This is a genomic window from Rhodococcus sp. IEGM 1408, assembly GCF_033142235.1.
Taxonomy (GTDB): Bacteria; Actinomycetota; Actinomycetes; order Mycobacteriales; family Mycobacteriaceae; genus Dietzia.
Window position 1 is genome coordinate 331,823 of the sequence record NZ_JAWLRW010000004.1, and the last position, 16,459, is coordinate 348,281.

Here is a 16,459-nt window from a genome sequence, read left to right on the forward strand (position 1 = left end):
TCTGAGCAGTTGGAGAACATGATGGACACCACCACCACCGACACGGAGCGGCGCGTTCCGGGGCAGCGGGCCCTGGCCCGGGTGCTGTACGCGTGCGCCGTGATCGCGGGGCTCGTCACCCTGTTCATGGCCCTGCACATCGCTGCGGACGTCACCTCCCGCAACCTCACGGGCACCCCTCTGTCCGGCACGCTGGAGATCACCCAGAACTGGTCGATGGTCCTCATCGTGATGCTGGCCATGGGGTACGCGGAGCAGGTCGGCGAGCACATCAACGCCACCATCCTCACCCAGTACCTGGACCCCGTCTCCCAATGGTGGTCGGACCTGATCGTCAAGGGTCTGATGTTCTTGTTCGTCTCGGCCCTCACCTACTACTCGATCACCGCGGCCGTCTTCGCCGTCGAGGTCCAGCAGGTCGCCCTCGGGGCGATCACCATCCCGATCTGGCCGGTGAAGATCCTCCTCGCCATCGGATTCGCCCTGTTCGCCCTCCAGCTCCTGATGTCGATCATCAGCCTGCTGATCAACGACCGTCCGAGGAACTCCGATGTCTGACACCACCCTCGTCACCGACCACACCGGCCTCGCGCGCACCGACGATCTCCACACCCCGGAGCCCAAGCGCAACTTCATCCGGGCCTACTGGGGCAACTTCGGCTTCTCGCTGGTCATCGCCGCGGTCATCCTGTTCACCCCGGAGTTGCCGGACACGGTCGTCGGCGTCCTGACCATCCTGCTGTCGATCGTCGCGATGGTCTCCGGTATCCACGTGGGCATCGCGATCATGGGTGCCGGCGCGGTGGGCCTGTGGAAGCTCGCGGGCACCAGCGCCGTCGCCGTGACGTTCGAGGACGTCCCGTTCACCTCCGCCGCCAGCTGGAGCCTGTCGGTCATCCCGCTCTTCATCCTCATGGGCGTGGCGATGGGCCGGTTCAACCTGACCGGCAAGCTGTTCACCTCCGCCCAGGCCTGGCTCGGCCGGTTGCCCGGCGGACTGGCGGTCTCGACCAACTTCGCCGGCGCCGGACTGGCCGCCTCGAGCGGCAGCTCCATCGCCATCTCCTACGCGCTGGGTCGCACGACCATCCCCGAGATGCTGCGCGCCGGATACAAGCCGTCGCTCGCCACGGGCGTCGTCGCGATGTCCGGCACCCTCGGGATGCTCATCCCGCCGAGCGTGGTGCTGGTGATCTACGCCGGTGTGGCCGAGACGCCGGTCGGTCCGCAGCTGCTCGCCGCGCTCGTCCCGGGACTGCTCACGGCCGTGGCGTACGGCGCCCTCATCGTCGTCAGGTGCACCATCGACCCGACCCTCGCGCCCAGGTCCACGGTCCAGTACACGTGGGGACAACGGTTCCGGTCCCTCGTGGACGTCACCCCGGTGACCCTCATCCTCATCCTCATCATCGGAGGCATGTACACCGGCATCTTCACGCCGACCGAGGCCGGCGCCTTCGGCGCGATCGCCGCGATCCTGCTGGGGTGGCTGTTCGGTGACGACCGGTCTGTCGGCCACCTGGTGCGGACCGTACTGACGTCGCTCCGCGAGACCGCGGCCGGCGTCGCCTCGATCTTCCTGCTCCTCATGGGCGTGCACGTGCTCACCCGCGTGGTGGCGCTGTCCGGGGTCGCCGACTGGATCACCGAGACCATCACCTCGCTCGGCCTGAGCCGGACGCTGTTCCTCATCGGGCTGATCTTCGTGTTCCTCATCCTGGGCATGTTCATGGACGGCCTGGCGATGATCCTGCTCACGGTGCCGATCCTCATGCCGGTGCTCGAGACCTTTGACATCAGCCTGCTGTGGTTCGGCGTGTTCATGGTGATCCTCGTCGAGCTCGCGCTGGTCACGCCGCCCATCGGGATGCTCAGCTACATCGTCCACCGGATCGCGACGAACCCCGAGGTCAACCAGGGGGTCACGATCAGGTTGTCCGACGTGTTCAAGGGCGTGTCCTGGTTCGTCGTCACCAGCGCCGTGATCCTCGTCGCCCTGATCTTCTTCCCCGATATCGCCCTCTGGCTGCCCGAGACCTCCGCCGCGGAGTGACCGGGTCACCGCCATCCGCCACCCGCCGCGGCCAGAAACCCAGCCCGTGACCCGAGCCCGTAATCCGAGCCCCCAGGAGTAGCAATGCAACGGACGATCTTCACCCAGGAGCAGGACGAGTTCCGCCAGCTGGTGCGCGACTTCATCGCCAAGGAGGTGGCCCCGCACCGCGAGGAGTGGGACGAGTTCGGCCACCCCCCGCGCGAGTTCTTCCGCAAACTCGGTGAGCTGGGCATCCTGGGTGTCCAGGTCCCCGAGGAGTTCGAGGGCGGCGGCGAGACCAGCTTCAAGTACAGCGCGATCGTGTTCGAGGAGGTCGCCCGCGCGGGCGTGTCCTTCGGCTCCTACACGGTGCACTGCTGCCTGATCCTGCCGTACCTCCTCGAATACGGGACGCCGGAGCAGAAGCAGCGCTGGCTGCCCGGCTTCGCCTCCGGCGACCTGATGACCGCCATCGCGATGACCGAGCCCGGCACCGGGTCGGACCTGGCGAACATCGCCACGACCGCCAAGCTCAGCGCCGACGGGACCCACTACGTGGTCAACGGTGCCAAGACGTTCATCACCGGCGGCGTGACGGCGGACATGATCCTCACGGTCTGCCGTACCTCGCCGTTCGACCCGGACAACCGCCGTCACGGCCTGTCCATCCTCTGCGTCCCCACCGACTCCGAGGGCTTCTCCGTGGGCCGCAAGCTCGACAAGATCGGCCTGCGCCAGCAGGACACCGCCGAGCTGTCGTACAACGACGTCAAGGTCCCGGCCGAGAACCTTCTCGGCGAGAAGGACGCGGCTTTCTCGTACCTCACCCACAACCTCCCGCAGGAACGCCTGAGCATCGCGCTCAACGCGGTCTCCCAGTCCGAGGCCGCGCTGCGCCTGGCCACCGAGTACACGCGCGAACGCGTGGTCTTTGGCAAGCCCGTCTCCTCCTTCCAGAACACCAAGTTCGTGCTGGCCGAGTGCGCGACCGAGGTCGAGGTGGCGCGGGTCTATGTGGACCACTGCCTGGAGTTGCTCGACCGGGGTGAGCTCACCGTGCCGGACGCCGCCAAGGCCAAGCTGCACGCCACCGAGATGGCCGCGCGCGTGATCGACCGGTGTCTGCAGCTGCACGGCGGGTACGGCTACATCACCGAATACCCCATCGCCCGCCTCTACACGGACACCCGCGTCTCCCGGATCTACGGCGGAACCAGCGAGGTCATGAAGACGATCATCGCCAAGAGCCTCGGGCTCTGACGCTCCGCACACCCGCCACAGGAGGACATTCATGTACCCAGGAAAATGGGCGGCGACCACACCGGACAAGCCCGCCGTCATCGAGGACGCCACCGGCCGCGTGATCACCTACGCCGAGCTCGAGGCGCGTTCGGCGCGGTTCGCCAACTGGCTCCGGGCCCGGGGGCTGCAGCCGGGCGATCGGATCGCCGCGCTCTCCGTCAACGACGCGACCGTCTTCGAGCTGTACTGGGGCGCGATGCGCTGCGGCCTGTACTTCACGATGGTCAACACCCACCTGGCCACCGACGAGGTCGCCTACATCGTCGCGGACAGCGGCGCCCGGGTGCTGCTCGTCTCGGCCCCTCTCGCCGAGCTCGGTGAGGCGATCGTCGAGCAGACGCCGCACGTCGAGCACCGGCTCGCGTTTGCCGGCGAGATCCCCGGCCACCTCGACTACGAGACCACCATGGCCGCCCTGCCCACCACCCCGCCGGCGGATCAGCCGCGCGGCGCGGACATGCTCTACTCCTCGGGCACCACCGGCCGCCCGAAGGGCATCAAGCCGGCGATGGACGGAGCCCAGGTGGGCGACGAGCCGGGCCCGTCCCTCACGGCGCGGATGAAGCGCAACTACGGGTTCGACGACGACACCGTCTACCTGTCCCCCGCCCCGATCTACCACGCCGCGCCCCTGCGGTACGCCACGGGCGCGCAGGCCCACGGTGGCACGGTGATCCTCATGGACCGCTTCGACCCGGAGAACTGCCTGGCCGGGATGCAGAAGTACGGGGTCACGCACAGCCAGTGGGTCCCGACCCACTTCATCCGGATGCTCCGCCTGCCCCGGGAGGTGCGGGAGTCCTACGACGTGTCGTCGATGCGGTTCGCGATCCACGCCGCCGCGCCGTGCCCGGTGGAGATCAAGAAGGCCATGCTGGACTGGTGGGGCCCGGTGATCTACGAGTACTACTCGTCCACCGAGTCCAACGGGGCCACCACCATCTCTCCGGAGGAATGGCTGCGGAAACCCGGCAGCGTCGGCCGCGTCGGAGCGGGCTCCTCAGGCATCGTCCACATCTGCGACGAGCTCGGCGCGGACCTGGCCACGGGCGAGGACGGGTGGATCTACTTCGAGCGCGACGACTACTCCTTCGAGTACCACAACGATCCGGAGAAGACCGCCGAGACGCGTCATCCCGACCACCCGAACTGGACCACGCTCGGCGACATCGGCCACCTCGACGAGGACGGGTACCTGTACCTGACCGACCGGGCCAAGTTCACCATCATCTCCGGCGGGGTCAACATCTACCCGCAGGAGATCGAGAACTGCATCGCCGTGCACCCGGACGTCCTCGACGTCGCGGTGATCGGGGTCCCGGACGAGGTGATGGGCCAGACCGTCAAGGCCGTGGTCCAGCTCGCCCCGGGCATCGAGCCGACCGACGAGGCGGCCGAGCGCATCAAGCAGCACTGCCTCGAGAAGATCGCCCGCTACAAGTGTCCCCGCACGGTGGCGTTCACCGAGGTCATCCCCCGCACCCAGACCGGGAAATTAGTCAAGGGGCGCCTCGACGCGACCGTCTGACCGCGGGCCGTCCGGGCGGCCGAGCTACCGGGCCGTCCGGGCGGCTGAGTAGATTATGTCCCGGTCACGTGACGGAGAAGCGGGCCCCTCTGCGGACAGTGACTCGGAAGGATCGACGATGACCATCGGCTCGGTGCAACACGATCTCCTGGCGGTCGCCCGCCGCGAGTTCGTGGAACGCGGCTACGGGGGCGCCTCGATCCGATCGATCGCCCAGAAGACCGGGGTGAGCCTGTCTGCCATGTACTACCACTACTCCAGCAAGCAGGAACTGCTGGCGGCCATGCTCAATGCGGGTATGGACTCCTTCGAGGGTCGCGTCGCCGAGGAGTTCGAGGCCAAGGACTCCACCCCCACCGGCCGCCTGCTGGGTTACGTCGCCTCGCTGGTCCGGTTCCGCACCCTCGAGCAGGAGCAGTCCCAGCTGGTCCAGACGGAGACCCGCAACCTCGAACCGCAGCATCTCGCCGCCTACCGCGAGCGGCAGCGCCGGTCCAGTGAACCACTGCGCCGAGCGGTCGCCGACGGCGTCGAGAGCGGCGAGTTCCGCACCCCGTACCCGGAGGACTCCTACCGGTCCATCCTGGGCATGTGCAACGCGATCGCCCACTGGTACGAGCCGGACGGCGACCTGGCGGTCGAGGAGATCGTGCGCCGCTACCAGGAGATCGCCCTGCGCGTGGTCTACCACCGGGACGCCGACGCTCCTACCTCCTGACCCCCGTGACGCGGTCAGTCGTGGTTGCGGGCCTGCTCGACCTGGGCCTCGCGCCGGACGTCAGCGGCGTCGTCGATCGTCTTCTGTCGCTTCCCCTCCGCCTTGTCGCTGGCGGTGGTGTCGCGCGGCGGCAGCTGGATGGTCTCCTCGGCGGGCAGCCCTGCCTGCAGCTCGCGGGCCCGCTCCACCTCGGCGTCGACCTCCGCCCCGAACAGCAGCGCGTTGTTGGTGATCCACAGCCAGAGCAGGAACACGATGACGCCGGCCAGCGAGCCGTACGTGGCGTTGTAGCTGCTGAAGTTGGAGACGTAGAAGACGAACCCGGCGGTGGCGACCGCCCACACGATCAGCGCAACGATGGCCCCGACGGAGATCCACCGGAACTTCGGCTGCTTGACGTTGGGTGAGAAACCGTAGAGCACGGCCAGGATGACGACGACGACGAGGATCAGCACCGGCCACTTGGCGATGCCCCACACGGTCACGGCCGTCGAGCCGAGGCCCACGAGGTCACCCACCCATTCGGCGATCGGCCCGCTGACCACCAGCATCAGGCCCGCCAGGCACACCAACAAGAGGAGGACCGCGGTGAGGAGCAGCGTGACGGGCTTGAGCTTCCAGAAGGGTCGCCCCTCCTCGACCTCGTAGATGCGGTTCATCGCCCGGCCGAACGCGCCGACGAACCCGGAGGCGGTCCACAGCGCGCCCGCCAGACCCGTGATCAGGGCGATCCCGGCCGCAGGGGTGTTGACCAGGGCGTCGATCGGCCCGCGCAGGGCGGCGAGGGTCTCCTCGGGGGCGGCGCCCTCGAGCAGTTCCATCACGGCGTCCACGGTGGCCTGGCCCTGGCCGAACACGCCGAGCAGGGAGACCACCGCGAGAAGCGCCGGGAACAGCGACAGCACGGCGAAGTAGGTGAGCGCGGCGGCGAGGTCGGTGCACTGGTCCTTGGAGAACTCCCCCGCCGCCCGCTTGAGGCCGATCTTCCAGGTGCCGCCCTTGAGCGAGGTCGGGGACTCGGGCTTACCGGCGTCGGGGTCGGTGTCCGGGTCCGGTTTGTTGGCGATGTCACGGTTGCTGGTGCTCATACCTGAGACTGTTCCACCGCCGGGTCGTGTGCGCATCCTGTGTCGGGCGTCTCCGCGGGATTGCCTGCGGCGATTTATGCGTTAGCCTTATTGGTGTCACGTCACCGAAGTGTCACGTCAGCAACTAGTCACAACGCCAACCATCGGAGATCACCATGAGTCTGTCCAACGCCATCCTCCGCGGAGTCACCGGCGCCTTCGTCCTCAACTCAGGGCTGTCCAAGCGCAACCTGCCCACCGAGGCCGCCCAGGGCCTCCAGGGCTTCGCCGCCACCGGCGTGCCGCAGGTCGCCAAGATGACGCCGGACATGTTCGGCAAGTTCGTGGCCTACTCCGAGATCGGCATCGGCGCGGCACTGCTCACGCCGGTGGTCTCGCCGCGGGTCGCGGGCGCAGCGCTCGGCACCTTCTCCGCCGGCCTCCTCGCGATGTACTTCCGCAACCCGGCGATGACCGAGTCCGACGGCATCCGCCCCACCCAGGAGGGCATGAGCCTGGCCAAGGACGCGTTCATGGCCGCCATCGCCGGCGCGCTCGTCACCAGCAGGTAGGCACCCGCTCGTCGCCACAGACGGCCCGGCCCGGCAACCACGGGGCCGGGCCGTCGCGCGTCGCGAGGCGGGCACTGTGAGACACGCGTGGTGCCGGTCGGACCCGGCGACTCACACCGAGGCGATGGCCGCCAGCACGGCGTCGGCGAGGTCGGCCCGGCACACCACCAGATCGGGCAGGTACGTGTCGAAGACGTTGTACTCGAGCGGCGAACCGTCCACCCGCAGTGCCACGAACCCGCGGGCGAGCGCGACCCCGGCCGGCGCGGCGGAATCCCACTGGTACTGCCCGCCGGCGTGGATGTAGGCGTCGGCCTCGCCGCGGACGACGGCCGCCACCTTGGCGCCCGCCGAGCCCAGCGGGACCAGATCCCCGCCCACCGCCCGGGCGACCGCCTCCGCGAACGCCGGCGGGCGGGTGGCCGACAGAACGATCCGCGGCCGGGAACCCGAGCGTGGCGGGAGGAGGCCTCCCCCGTCCACCCCGCTGTTGCCCACGGGAGCGGCGTAGACCTCGTCGTCGTCGACCCCCAACACCACCCCGAGCGCCGGCAGCGACACCGCGGCGGCGGTGAGCCGTGACCGGGCCGGATCCCCCGAGCGTTCCCACAGCGCCACGTGGACGGCCCAGTCCGGGCGGTCGCCGAGACCGTACTCGCGGGTGCCGTCGACGGGGTCGATGATCCACACGCGGTCGGCGTCGACGCGCGAGGGGTCGTCACGGGACTCCTCGGAGAGCACGGAATCGCCCGGCCGCTCGGCGGCGAGCCGGTCCAGGATCAGCGTGTTGGCGCGGCGGTCCCCGAGATCGCCGAGCTCGCGCCTCGTGGGACCGGACGTGCGCAGTTCCACGAGCAGGCGCCCGGCGTCGGCGGCCAGTTCGACGGCGAGCTGTTGATCCGTGGAGCGCGATGAGGTTGCCATGCTCTCCACACTAGGAGGTTCAGCGACGGCGTGAGCGCAGGCCCCGACGGCGGCCACTCCCGTACTCCCGCACGACGCGCGCCGGCTCGTCCGGGCAGCGGTGGGCATCGGCCGCGACGCGGGCCGCCCCACGCGACGGGAGGGTACCGCTCTGCGCATTGCAGCGACGACATTCCCATCGGGCCCCGTCAGTCGTTTCCTCGACAACGCACGACCGCTCGCCGACCTCGTTCATTGGGCTCCTCCGGTCCTTGCAGCACCGGCCCCGAGCCGGCACGAAGAAACTCATCATGTCATGAATTTCTTATGTGTAGCTCTCCCACATCCAGGCGACCAGACAGGTCTGTCTAGACATGCCGCGACCCTTATGTCTACTGTGTTGGTCTACTTAGTCCACACACAAGGAAATGGGAGCGCTCGTGAAGACACTCATCGTGCTCGGCGTCGTCGGCGCCATCGCCCAACTCATCGACGGCTCCCTGGGCATGGCGTACGGCGTGACGTCCACGACGCTGCTGGTCGCGGCCGGGATCGCCCCCGCCGCCGCGTCGGCCTCCGTGCACTTCGCGGAGATCGGCACCACCCTGGCGTCCGGCATCTCGCACCACAAGCTGGGCAACGTGGACTGGCGGATCGTGCGCATCCTGGCAGTGCCGGGCGCGATCGGCGCGTTCCTCGGGGCCACCATCCTCTCCAACCTCCCCGCCGAGGTGGCCAAGCCGGTCGTCGGCGCGATCCTGCTCACGCTCGGCCTGTACGTGCTCTACCGCTTCCTCGCGCTGGGCGGGCGACGGCCGGAGTTCAAGGGGCGCGTCCGCACGGGCTTCCTGGTCCCGCTCGGGCTGGTCGGCGGCACGCTGGACTCGCTCGGCGGCGGCGGCTGGGGCCCGGTCGGCACCACCTCGCTGCTGTCCTCGGGTCGGGTCGAGCCGCGCAAGGTGGTCGGCTCCATCGACACCTCGGAGTTCGTGGTGGCCGTGGGCGGTTCGCTCGGGTTCCTCCTGGGCCTGGGCGCGGCGGGGATCGAATGGGGATACGCGCTGGCGCTGCTGATCGGCGGCGTGATCGTGGCGCCGCTGGCGGCCTGGCTGGTCAAGCACCTGCCCGCGCGCGTGCTCGGCACCGCGGCCGGCGGCCTGATCGTGGTGACCAACGCCCGCACCCTGCTGCTGTGGGCCGAGGTGCCCGCCTCCCTCACCAATCCCGTTCTGATCGCCCTGCTCGTCGTGTGGATCGCCCTGATCACCTGGGCGGTGCGTGTGGAGCGAGCCGCCCGGGACGACGACGAGGCCGGCAGCAGCCCGTCCGGGCCCACCGCGACCCCGGCCGGCGTCAACGCCCCTGCCTGACTGGTCAGCCGTCCAGCAGAGCCGGCGGCCGGCGAGCCCGTCGCTTCGCGCGCCCGGCGGCCCCTCTGGGAGACTGTCTCCCATGAGGGTCACCGCGAAATCGGACTACGCGCTGCGTGCGCTCGTCGAACTCGCCACGGCCCAGCGCGACAACCCTGCCGGCAGGCCACGCGAGAACCCGGTGAGCGCCGAGGAGCTGGGGCGGCTGCAGGACATCCCGCACGGCTTCCTCCAGGCCATCCTGTCGGACCTGCGGCGGGCGGAGATCGTGGCCAGTCGGCGGGGTAAGACCGGCGGCTGGACCCTCGCCCGGGACGCCGCGGAGATCACCGTGGCGGACGTGCTGCGCGCGGTCGACGGCCCGCTGGTCAGCGTCTACGACGTGCGCCCGGAGGCGGTCGACTACAACGAGCGCGCGGCGGTCCTGCAGCACGTGTGGATCGCCTCCCGGGCCGCGCTGCGCCGGGTGATGGACGCGGTGACGATCGCTGATCTGGCCGCCGGACACCTGCCGGGGGACGTCCACGAGCTCACCCTCGACAGCGACGCGTGGGAACCGCGCTGAACCCGGGTGCGGACCGCTGACCGCGAGTGGGGCCCGCTGACTGGTTGGGCCCGCTGACTGGTGAGGCCCGACCGGATGCGTCCCGCGCACGATGCGCCCACCATGAACGGATGACGGACCCTGCCGAGACCGACCCCGGAGCCGAGCCACGAGGGGGACGGCCGATGCGCCTGGTCGTCACCGGAGCGAGCGGCAACGTGGGCACCGCCCTGCTCCGCCGCCTGGTCGCGGACGGTCACTCCGTCGTCGGCGTGTGTCGTCGCATCCCGCCCGCCACCGACCCGTACGACTCGGCGGAGTGGCACTCGGTGGACCTGTCCTCCGCGAGCGCGGCCGACCTCGTCGAGGTGTTCCACGGGGCCGACGCGGTCATCCACCTGGCGTGGGGATTCCAACCCACCCGGGACCCCGACTACCACCACCGACTCGGCATCGGGGGCACCACGGCGGTCGTCGAGGCCTGCCGGCTGGCCGGGGTGCCGCACCTGGTGCACCAGTCCTCGGTCGGCGTCTACGCCCCGGTCTCCGACGGCGGGCCCGGGATCTCCGAGCGCGCCCGGGTCACCGAGGGCGCGGCCCGGGGCGGCGTGCCGACCTCGGTGTACAACCACGACAAGGCCGCGGCCGAGGAACTGCTCGACCGCCACGAACTCGACCACCCCGGCACGCCGACGATCGCGCGGGTCCGGCCCGGGTTCATCGTCCACGGTGAGGCCGCCTCGGGCCTGCTGCGGTACTTCACCCCGGCCGTGACCCCGGCGAGGTTCCTCCGGCTCCTGCCGGTCCTGCCGCTGGACCGGCGGTTCGCCGTGCCGATCCTGCACGGCGACGACATGGCCGAGGCGCTCGCGCTGGCGGCGACCTCCGGTCACGAGGGTGCGTTCAACGTGGCCGCCGAGCCGCCGGTGACGCGGCAGACCCTGGCGCGCGAGTTCGGGGCGAGGCCGGTCCACGTCCCGCACCGGGTGCTGCGTCTGCTGGTCGCCCTGAGCTGGCGGCTGCACCTGCAGCCGCTGTCACCGGGGTGGGTCGACCTCGCCTTCGCGGCACCCCTCATGGACACCTCGCGGGCCCGGGACGTGCTGGGATGGTCGCCGCGGGTCCCGGCGGATCGGGCACTCCACGAGGTGGTCGACGGCATCGTCGCCGGACGCTCCGGGTCGTCGGCTCCCCTGCGCCGCCGCACCCTGCGCGACGCGCTGGCCGGGCTGCGCCGCGGCGGACCGGTGGACGTCCGCCGGGAGCCCTGACGCCGCGCCGTCACCGGTGTCGTCTCCGGGCGACGTGGTCTCAGGTCGCCTTGGTGCGCCGACGGTAGCGGTCGAGCGCGGTCATGGCCGGGGACGCCGCCGCACCGTGCAGGACGATGGAGGCGACGATGACCAGGGAGACCGCCGGCCAGAGCGACCAGCCGTCGTCCTCGGAGAAGTAGCCCATGGCGTAGCAGAGGTAGAACAGTGAACCCACGCCCCGGACTCCGAATGTCGAGACGAACAGGCGCTCCGGGAGCACGAGCCGCCCGTCCCCGAGGAGGGCGATCCAGGCGGTGAGGGGCCTGATCACGAACAGCACGCCGGCCGCCACCGCGACGTGCGACCACTCCAGCCGGAAGACCGCGTCCGAGATGAACGACGCCCCGATCACCAGCAGGACCAGCAGGGTGAGCAGGTGTTCGGTGTACTCGATGAACTCGTGGAAGCGGGCGTGCTTCTCGCTGGTGCGCTCGACCGCCCGGACGCCGAGCGCCGCGCAGAACACGGCGAGGAAACCCCACCCGCCCACCAGTTCGCCGACGCCGTACGCGAGCGTCAACGTGGCCACCGCCGCCGCGGGTTCGACGTACCCGACCAGTCGATGATCACCGATGTGGACGCGGTAGAGGGCCACGCCCACGACTCGCCCGATCGCCCAGCCGGCCACGGCCCCGATGACCGTCTTGCCGACGAGATCCCAGGCCAACCAGGTCCAGATCCACTCCGTCGGCGGCCCCTTGGTGGCCAGGTAGATCGCGAGGTAGACAAAGGGGAAGGCGAGCGCGTCGTTCAGGCCCGCCTCGGAGGTGAGGGCGAAACGGGCCTCGTCATGCTCGTCGTCGTCCCCCTCCCCCTTCCCCGGCCCCTCCACCTGCACATCGGAGGCGAGGACCGGGTCGGTCGGGGCGAGCACGGCGCCGAGCAGGATCGCGACCGCGGGGGTCACACCCAGGACCCACCACCCCAGGACCGCGACCCCGGCGATGGACAGCGGCATCCCGATGGCGAGCAGGCGCCAGGTGGTGGTCCAGCCGCGGAAGGACAGCGGACGATCGAGCGCCAGGCCGACGCCGAAGAGCGCGACGATCACGGTGATCTCGGCCATCCGCTCGGCCAGCTCGGCGTGCTCGATCACGTCCACCAGCTGCGACTCGTTGGGCATGAGCCAGCCGATGAGCATGCCCACGCCCACCACCACGATGGGCGCGGACAGGACCCGCTCGCGGAGCAGCTGGGGCAGGATCGACCCGATCAGCAGCGCCGCTCCGATGACCGCGTAGATGAGGTCGGTGTTAGCCACGGCAGAAGTGTGGCCGCAGGGGGGACCCCTGCGCCACCGCACCGACGCCCGGGGGCCCCGCTGGACCATGAGAATCCGCTACTCCGCCGCGGCGGGACTCAGCCGCGGGCGGGACTCACGTCCGGGCGGGCGCGGGCGACCGGTCCAGGTGAGCCGAGTACCGGCGCACCAACACCCGCCACACCAGCGGGCCCCCCACCACGAGCACCAGCGCGATCGCGCCGATCAGGGCCGGCGACGCCCCGAGCATCGCGGACGCGGTCACCGCCAGCACGATCGTGATGCCCCGCCGGATCAGGCCCTGCGGGACCCGACTGGCGAAGCGCGAACCGAAGAACGTGCCGATCGATCCGCCCAGGATCAGCGGCACCAGCAGGTTCCAGTCGACGCCGGTGACCATCACGTGCCCGATCGCCGCCGCGATCACCAGCGGGACCGCCTGCACGAGGTCGGTGCCGACCAGTCGCAGCGCGGCCAGCGTCGGGTACAGCAGCATGATGCACATCATGATCACGGTGCCGGAGCCCACAGAGGTGATGCCCACCATCAGCCCACCGATGACACCGACCAGCAGCGTGATGAGCGGCTTGACCGGAGGGTCGGGGTCGTCGCCGGTCCGGATCCTGCCTGCCATCTCGAAGAAGGCCCGCAGGAAGTAGGCCGACGACGCCACGATCAGCGTCGCGCCGATGGCCTTCTTCAGCAGGCCCTGCACGTCGTCAGCACCGATGGCGTGGACGAGCCAGGCCCCCAGGTACGCCGTGGGCACCGAGCCCAGGACCAGCCAGAACGCGATCTTGAGATTGGGCTTGCCGTGCCGCCAGTGCACGCCCGCCCCGACGACCTTGTTGACCGCGTTGACCACGAGGTCGTTGGCCACGGCGGCGGTCGGCGGGATGCCCACGAGGATGAGCGCGGGCGTCATCAACGCACCGCCGCCCATCCCCGTCAGACCGATCACCACGCCGATCACGGCGCTGACGACGAGCAGCCCCAGGGACTCGTAGCTCAGGAGTACCTCGGGCACCAGCTCAGATCCCCAGGAGCGTGCTGACGATCCGCTGAGCGACCTCTTCCGCGGTGCCGTCCTCGGGACGGATGTGCAGGTCGGGGGTCAGCGGCGGCTCGTACGGAGCCGAGACACCGGTGAACTCGGGGATCTCGCCGGCGCGTGCCTTGGCGTACAGGCCCTTGGGGTCGCGGGCCTCGCACTCCGCCAGGGGGGTGTCCACGAAGACCTCGGTGAAGGGCAGGTCTGCCGCGGCGTGGACGCTGCGCGCCTTGTCGCGGTCGGAGCGCATCGGGGAGATGAGAGAACAGACGACGACGACGCCGGCGTCGGCGAACAGCGCCGCCACCTCCGCGGTGCGCCGGATGTTCTCCGCCCGGTCATCGGCCGAGAACCCGAGGTCGGCGTTGAGGCCGTGCCGCAGGTTGTCCCCGTCGAGGATGTAGGCGGGGTGCCCGGACTCGATGAGCAGCCGCTCCACCTCCGAGGCGATGGTGGACTTGCCGGAGCCCGAGAGCCCGGTGAGCCACAGCGTGCGGCCCTGTCCCCGGTCGCCACGCTGGACGGCGCCGGCGTGCCAGACCACGTTGGACCCGGTGGTGGCGGGCCCGATGATCATGCCCGCGCCCACGGTGTTCCCGGTGAGCTCGTCCACGAGGATGAAGGCGCCCGTGTCGCGGTTGCGGCGGTACGGGTCGTACATCAGCGGGGTCTGCGTGCGCAGCGCGATGCGCCCGATCTCGTTCAGCCCGAGCTCGGTGGACTTGGGGTCGCGGTGCAGGGAGTTGATGTCGAGTCGGTACTCCAGACTCGTCACCACGGCCTTGGTGTCGCGGGTGGTGTGCTTGACGATGTACCGCTTGTTGGCGCTCAGGGTGGTCTCGTCGGCGAACCAGCAGACCATGGCCTCCAACTCGGTGCCCTGGTGCGGGCGGTTGCCGGGACGGGCGATCATCTCGCCGCGGACGATGTCGATCTCGTCGTTCAGCGCGATGGTCACGGCCGCGGGTGCAGCCGCCTCGTCCAGCTCGGCCCCGCCCGGGCCCCAGATGGCCTTGACCGTGGACTGCCGACCGGACGGCATGACCACCACGTCGTCGTCGACCTTGATGATCCCCCCGGCGACGGTCCCGGCGAAGGACCGGTGGTCCAGGCCGTCGGCGCGCTGGGGGCGGATCACGTACTGGACCGGGAACCGGACGTCGGTCAGGTTGCGGTCCGAGGCGATGTGCACGTGCTCGAGGTGGTCCAGCAGCGCGGGCCCGGTGTACCAGGGCATGGTGTCGGTCTTGTCCACCACGTTGTCGCCCCGGAGCGCGGAGAGCGGCACGAAGGTGACGTCGTGCACCTCGAGCTTGGCGGCGAAATCGGTGAACTCGGTGCGGATGGCCTCGTAGGTGGCCTCGTCGTAGTCGACCAGGTCCATCTTGTTGACGGCCACCACCAGGCGCGGGATGCCCAGCAGCGCGGACAGGAAGGCGTGCCGGCGGGTCTGCTCGAGCACCCCCTTGCGGGCGTCGACGAGGATGATCGCCACGTCGGCCGTGGAGGCGCCGGTGACCATGTTCCGCGTGTACTGCACGTGACCCGGGGTGTCGGCGATGATGAACTTGCGCCGCGGGGTCGAGAAGTAGCGGTACGCCACGTCGATCGTGATGCCCTGCTCCCGCTCGGACCGCAGGCCGTCGGTGAGCAGCGCCAGGTCGGTGTACTCGTCACCGCGCTTGGCCGAGGTGGCCTCGATCGCCGCGAGCTGGTCCTCGAAGATGCCCTTGGAGTCGTACAGCAGGCGGCCGATGAGGGTCGACTTGCCGTCGTCCACGGACCCGGCGGTGGCGATGCGCAGCAGCTGCGCGGTCTCGGACATGGTGTGGAGTTGCTCGGTGGTGAGCGCCGAGGAAGTTGTCGCGGTGGTCATCAGAAGTAGCCCTCTTTCTTGCGGTCTTCCATGCCGGCCTCGGAGATGCGGTCGTCGGCGCGGGTGGCGCCCCGCTCGGTGACGCGGGTGCCCGCGACCTCGGCCACCACGGCGGCGTTGTCGGCGGCGTCGGACTCGACGCAGCCGGTGCAGGTGGCGTCGCCGACGGTGCGGAAACGGACCAGCTCGGTGCGGGGCTCCTCGTGCGGGAGCGTTTCGAGGAAACGGGTCTTGGCCAGCAGCATCCCGTCGCGCTCCACCACCTCGCGCTGGTGCGCGTAGTAGATGGGCGGCAGGTCGATGTTCTCGCGCTCGATGTACTGCCAGATGTCCAGCTCGGTCCAGTTGGACAGCGGGAACACGCGGATGTGCTCGCCCTTGCGGTGATTACCGTTGTAGAGCTTCCACAGCTCGGGGCGCTGCGCACGGGGGTCCCAGGCGCCGAACGCGTCACGGAAGGAGAACACGCGCTCCTTGGCGCGGGCCTTCTCCTCGTCGCGGCGGGCACCGCCGAAGACGGCGTCGAAGCGATTCTCCTGGATTCCGCGCAGCAGGGCCGCGGTCTGGAGGCGGTTGCGGCTGGTGCCGACACCGGTCTCCTCGATCACCCGGCCGGCGTCGATGTCGTCCTGGACGTAGGACACGAGCAACTGGACGCCGGTCTCGGCGACCACGCGGTCCCGGTACTCGATGACCTCGTCGAAGTTGTGCCCGGTGTCGACGTGCATGAGGGGGAACGGCATCGGCGCGGGCCAGAACGCCTTGCGGGCCAGGTGGAACATCACCACGGAGTCCTTGCCGCCGGAGAAGAGCATCCCCGGTCGTTCGAACTGCGCGGCTACCTCGCGGAAGATGTGAACGGACTCGGCCTCGAGTGCATCGAGGTGCGAGAGCGTCACCGCCGTTCTCGTCGTCATGC

15 protein-coding genes are annotated in these 16,459 nt (G+C 70.0%); 9 read left to right on the plus strand and 6 right to left on the minus strand.

What is annotated here, in order from left to right; genetic code table 11:
• The first annotated feature begins 21 nt into the window (after positions 1–21).
• The 5 genes from R4P08_RS08910 (at position 22) to R4P08_RS08930 (ending at position 5,583) form a co-directional block, all read left to right on the plus strand.
• Positions 22–558, plus strand: coding sequence for a TRAP transporter small permease (locus tag R4P08_RS08910; RefSeq protein WP_317813439.1), 537 nt, complete (start codon positions 22–24; stop codon positions 556–558).
• Positions 551–2,053, plus strand: coding sequence for a TRAP transporter large permease (locus R4P08_RS08915; protein ID WP_317813440.1), 1,503 nt, complete (start codon positions 551–553; stop codon positions 2,051–2,053). The genes R4P08_RS08910 and R4P08_RS08915 overlap by 8 nt, the downstream gene beginning before the upstream one ends.
• A gap of 84 nt (positions 2,054–2,137) precedes the next feature.
• Positions 2,138–3,295: an acyl-CoA dehydrogenase family protein gene (locus tag R4P08_RS08920; protein ID WP_317813441.1), complete on the plus strand. Its 1,158-nt coding sequence runs from the start codon at positions 2,138–2,140 to the stop codon at positions 3,293–3,295.
• A 31-nt stretch (positions 3,296–3,326) separates the two neighbouring features.
• Positions 3,327–4,865 carry an acyl-CoA synthetase gene (locus R4P08_RS08925; protein WP_317813442.1) on the plus strand — a complete coding sequence of 513 codons (1,539 nt, stop codon included), beginning with the start codon at positions 3,327–3,329 and terminating at the stop codon, positions 4,863–4,865.
• Between the two features lie 118 nt (positions 4,866–4,983).
• Entirely contained in the window at positions 4,984–5,583 is a 600-nt protein-coding gene (locus R4P08_RS08930) for a TetR/AcrR family transcriptional regulator (RefSeq protein WP_317813443.1), read from the plus strand.
• 14 nt (positions 5,584–5,597) lie between these two features.
• Here R4P08_RS08930 and R4P08_RS08935 read toward each other — a convergent pair whose 3' ends face one another.
• Entirely contained in the window at positions 5,598–6,671 is a 1,074-nt protein-coding gene (locus R4P08_RS08935) for a YihY/virulence factor BrkB family protein (protein WP_317813444.1), read from the minus strand.
• A 155-nt stretch (positions 6,672–6,826) separates the two neighbouring features.
• Here R4P08_RS08935 and R4P08_RS08940 point away from each other — a divergent pair, with 155 nt between their 5' ends.
• Positions 6,827–7,222, plus strand: a complete 396-nt coding sequence (locus R4P08_RS08940) for a hypothetical protein (protein WP_317813445.1) — start codon at positions 6,827–6,829, stop codon at positions 7,220–7,222.
• Positions 7,223–7,333: 111 nt separating this feature from the next.
• On the opposite strand, the gene R4P08_RS08945 is transcribed toward R4P08_RS08940, so the two are convergent.
• Entirely contained in the window at positions 7,334–8,146 is an 813-nt protein-coding gene (locus R4P08_RS08945) for a 3'(2'),5'-bisphosphate nucleotidase CysQ (RefSeq protein ID WP_317813446.1), read from the minus strand.
• A gap of 419 nt (positions 8,147–8,565) precedes the next feature.
• Here R4P08_RS08945 and R4P08_RS08950 point away from each other — a divergent pair, with 419 nt between their 5' ends.
• From R4P08_RS08950 to R4P08_RS08960, 3 genes are all read left to right on the plus strand, one after another.
• A complete protein-coding gene (locus R4P08_RS08950) occupies positions 8,566–9,495 on the plus strand; it encodes a sulfite exporter TauE/SafE family protein (protein WP_317813447.1) in 930 nt (309 codons plus the stop codon).
• An 82-nt stretch (positions 9,496–9,577) separates the two neighbouring features.
• Entirely contained in the window at positions 9,578–10,060 is a 483-nt protein-coding gene (locus R4P08_RS08955; RefSeq protein WP_317813448.1) for an Rrf2 family transcriptional regulator, read from the plus strand.
• A 110-nt stretch (positions 10,061–10,170) separates the two neighbouring features.
• Positions 10,171–11,310: an NAD-dependent epimerase/dehydratase family protein gene (locus R4P08_RS08960; RefSeq protein ID WP_317813449.1), complete on the plus strand. Its 1,140-nt coding sequence runs from the start codon at positions 10,171–10,173 to the stop codon at positions 11,308–11,310.
• A gap of 40 nt (positions 11,311–11,350) precedes the next feature.
• Here R4P08_RS08960 and R4P08_RS08965 read toward each other — a convergent pair whose 3' ends face one another.
• The 4 genes from R4P08_RS08965 to cysD form a co-directional block, all read right to left on the minus strand.
• On the minus strand, positions 11,351–12,613 hold the full coding sequence (locus R4P08_RS08965; protein WP_317813450.1) for a cation:proton antiporter: 1,263 nt from the start codon (positions 12,611–12,613) through the stop codon (positions 11,351–11,353).
• A gap of 115 nt (positions 12,614–12,728) precedes the next feature.
• Positions 12,729–13,640, minus strand: coding sequence for a sulfite exporter TauE/SafE family protein (locus tag R4P08_RS08970; protein WP_317813451.1), 912 nt, complete (start codon positions 13,638–13,640; stop codon positions 12,729–12,731).
• Between the two features lie 4 nt (positions 13,641–13,644).
• Positions 13,645–15,540 (minus strand): sulfate adenylyltransferase subunit CysN, encoded by a 1,896-nt coding sequence (gene cysN, locus R4P08_RS08975; RefSeq protein WP_317813452.1) that lies wholly within the window; start codon positions 15,538–15,540, stop codon positions 13,645–13,647.
• On the minus strand, positions 15,540–16,457 hold the full coding sequence (gene cysD, locus R4P08_RS08980; RefSeq protein WP_317813453.1) for a sulfate adenylyltransferase subunit CysD: 918 nt from the start codon (positions 16,455–16,457) through the stop codon (positions 15,540–15,542). Before cysD ends, cysN begins: the two co-directional genes overlap by 1 nt.
• Positions 16,458–16,459: the final 2 nt, after the last annotated feature.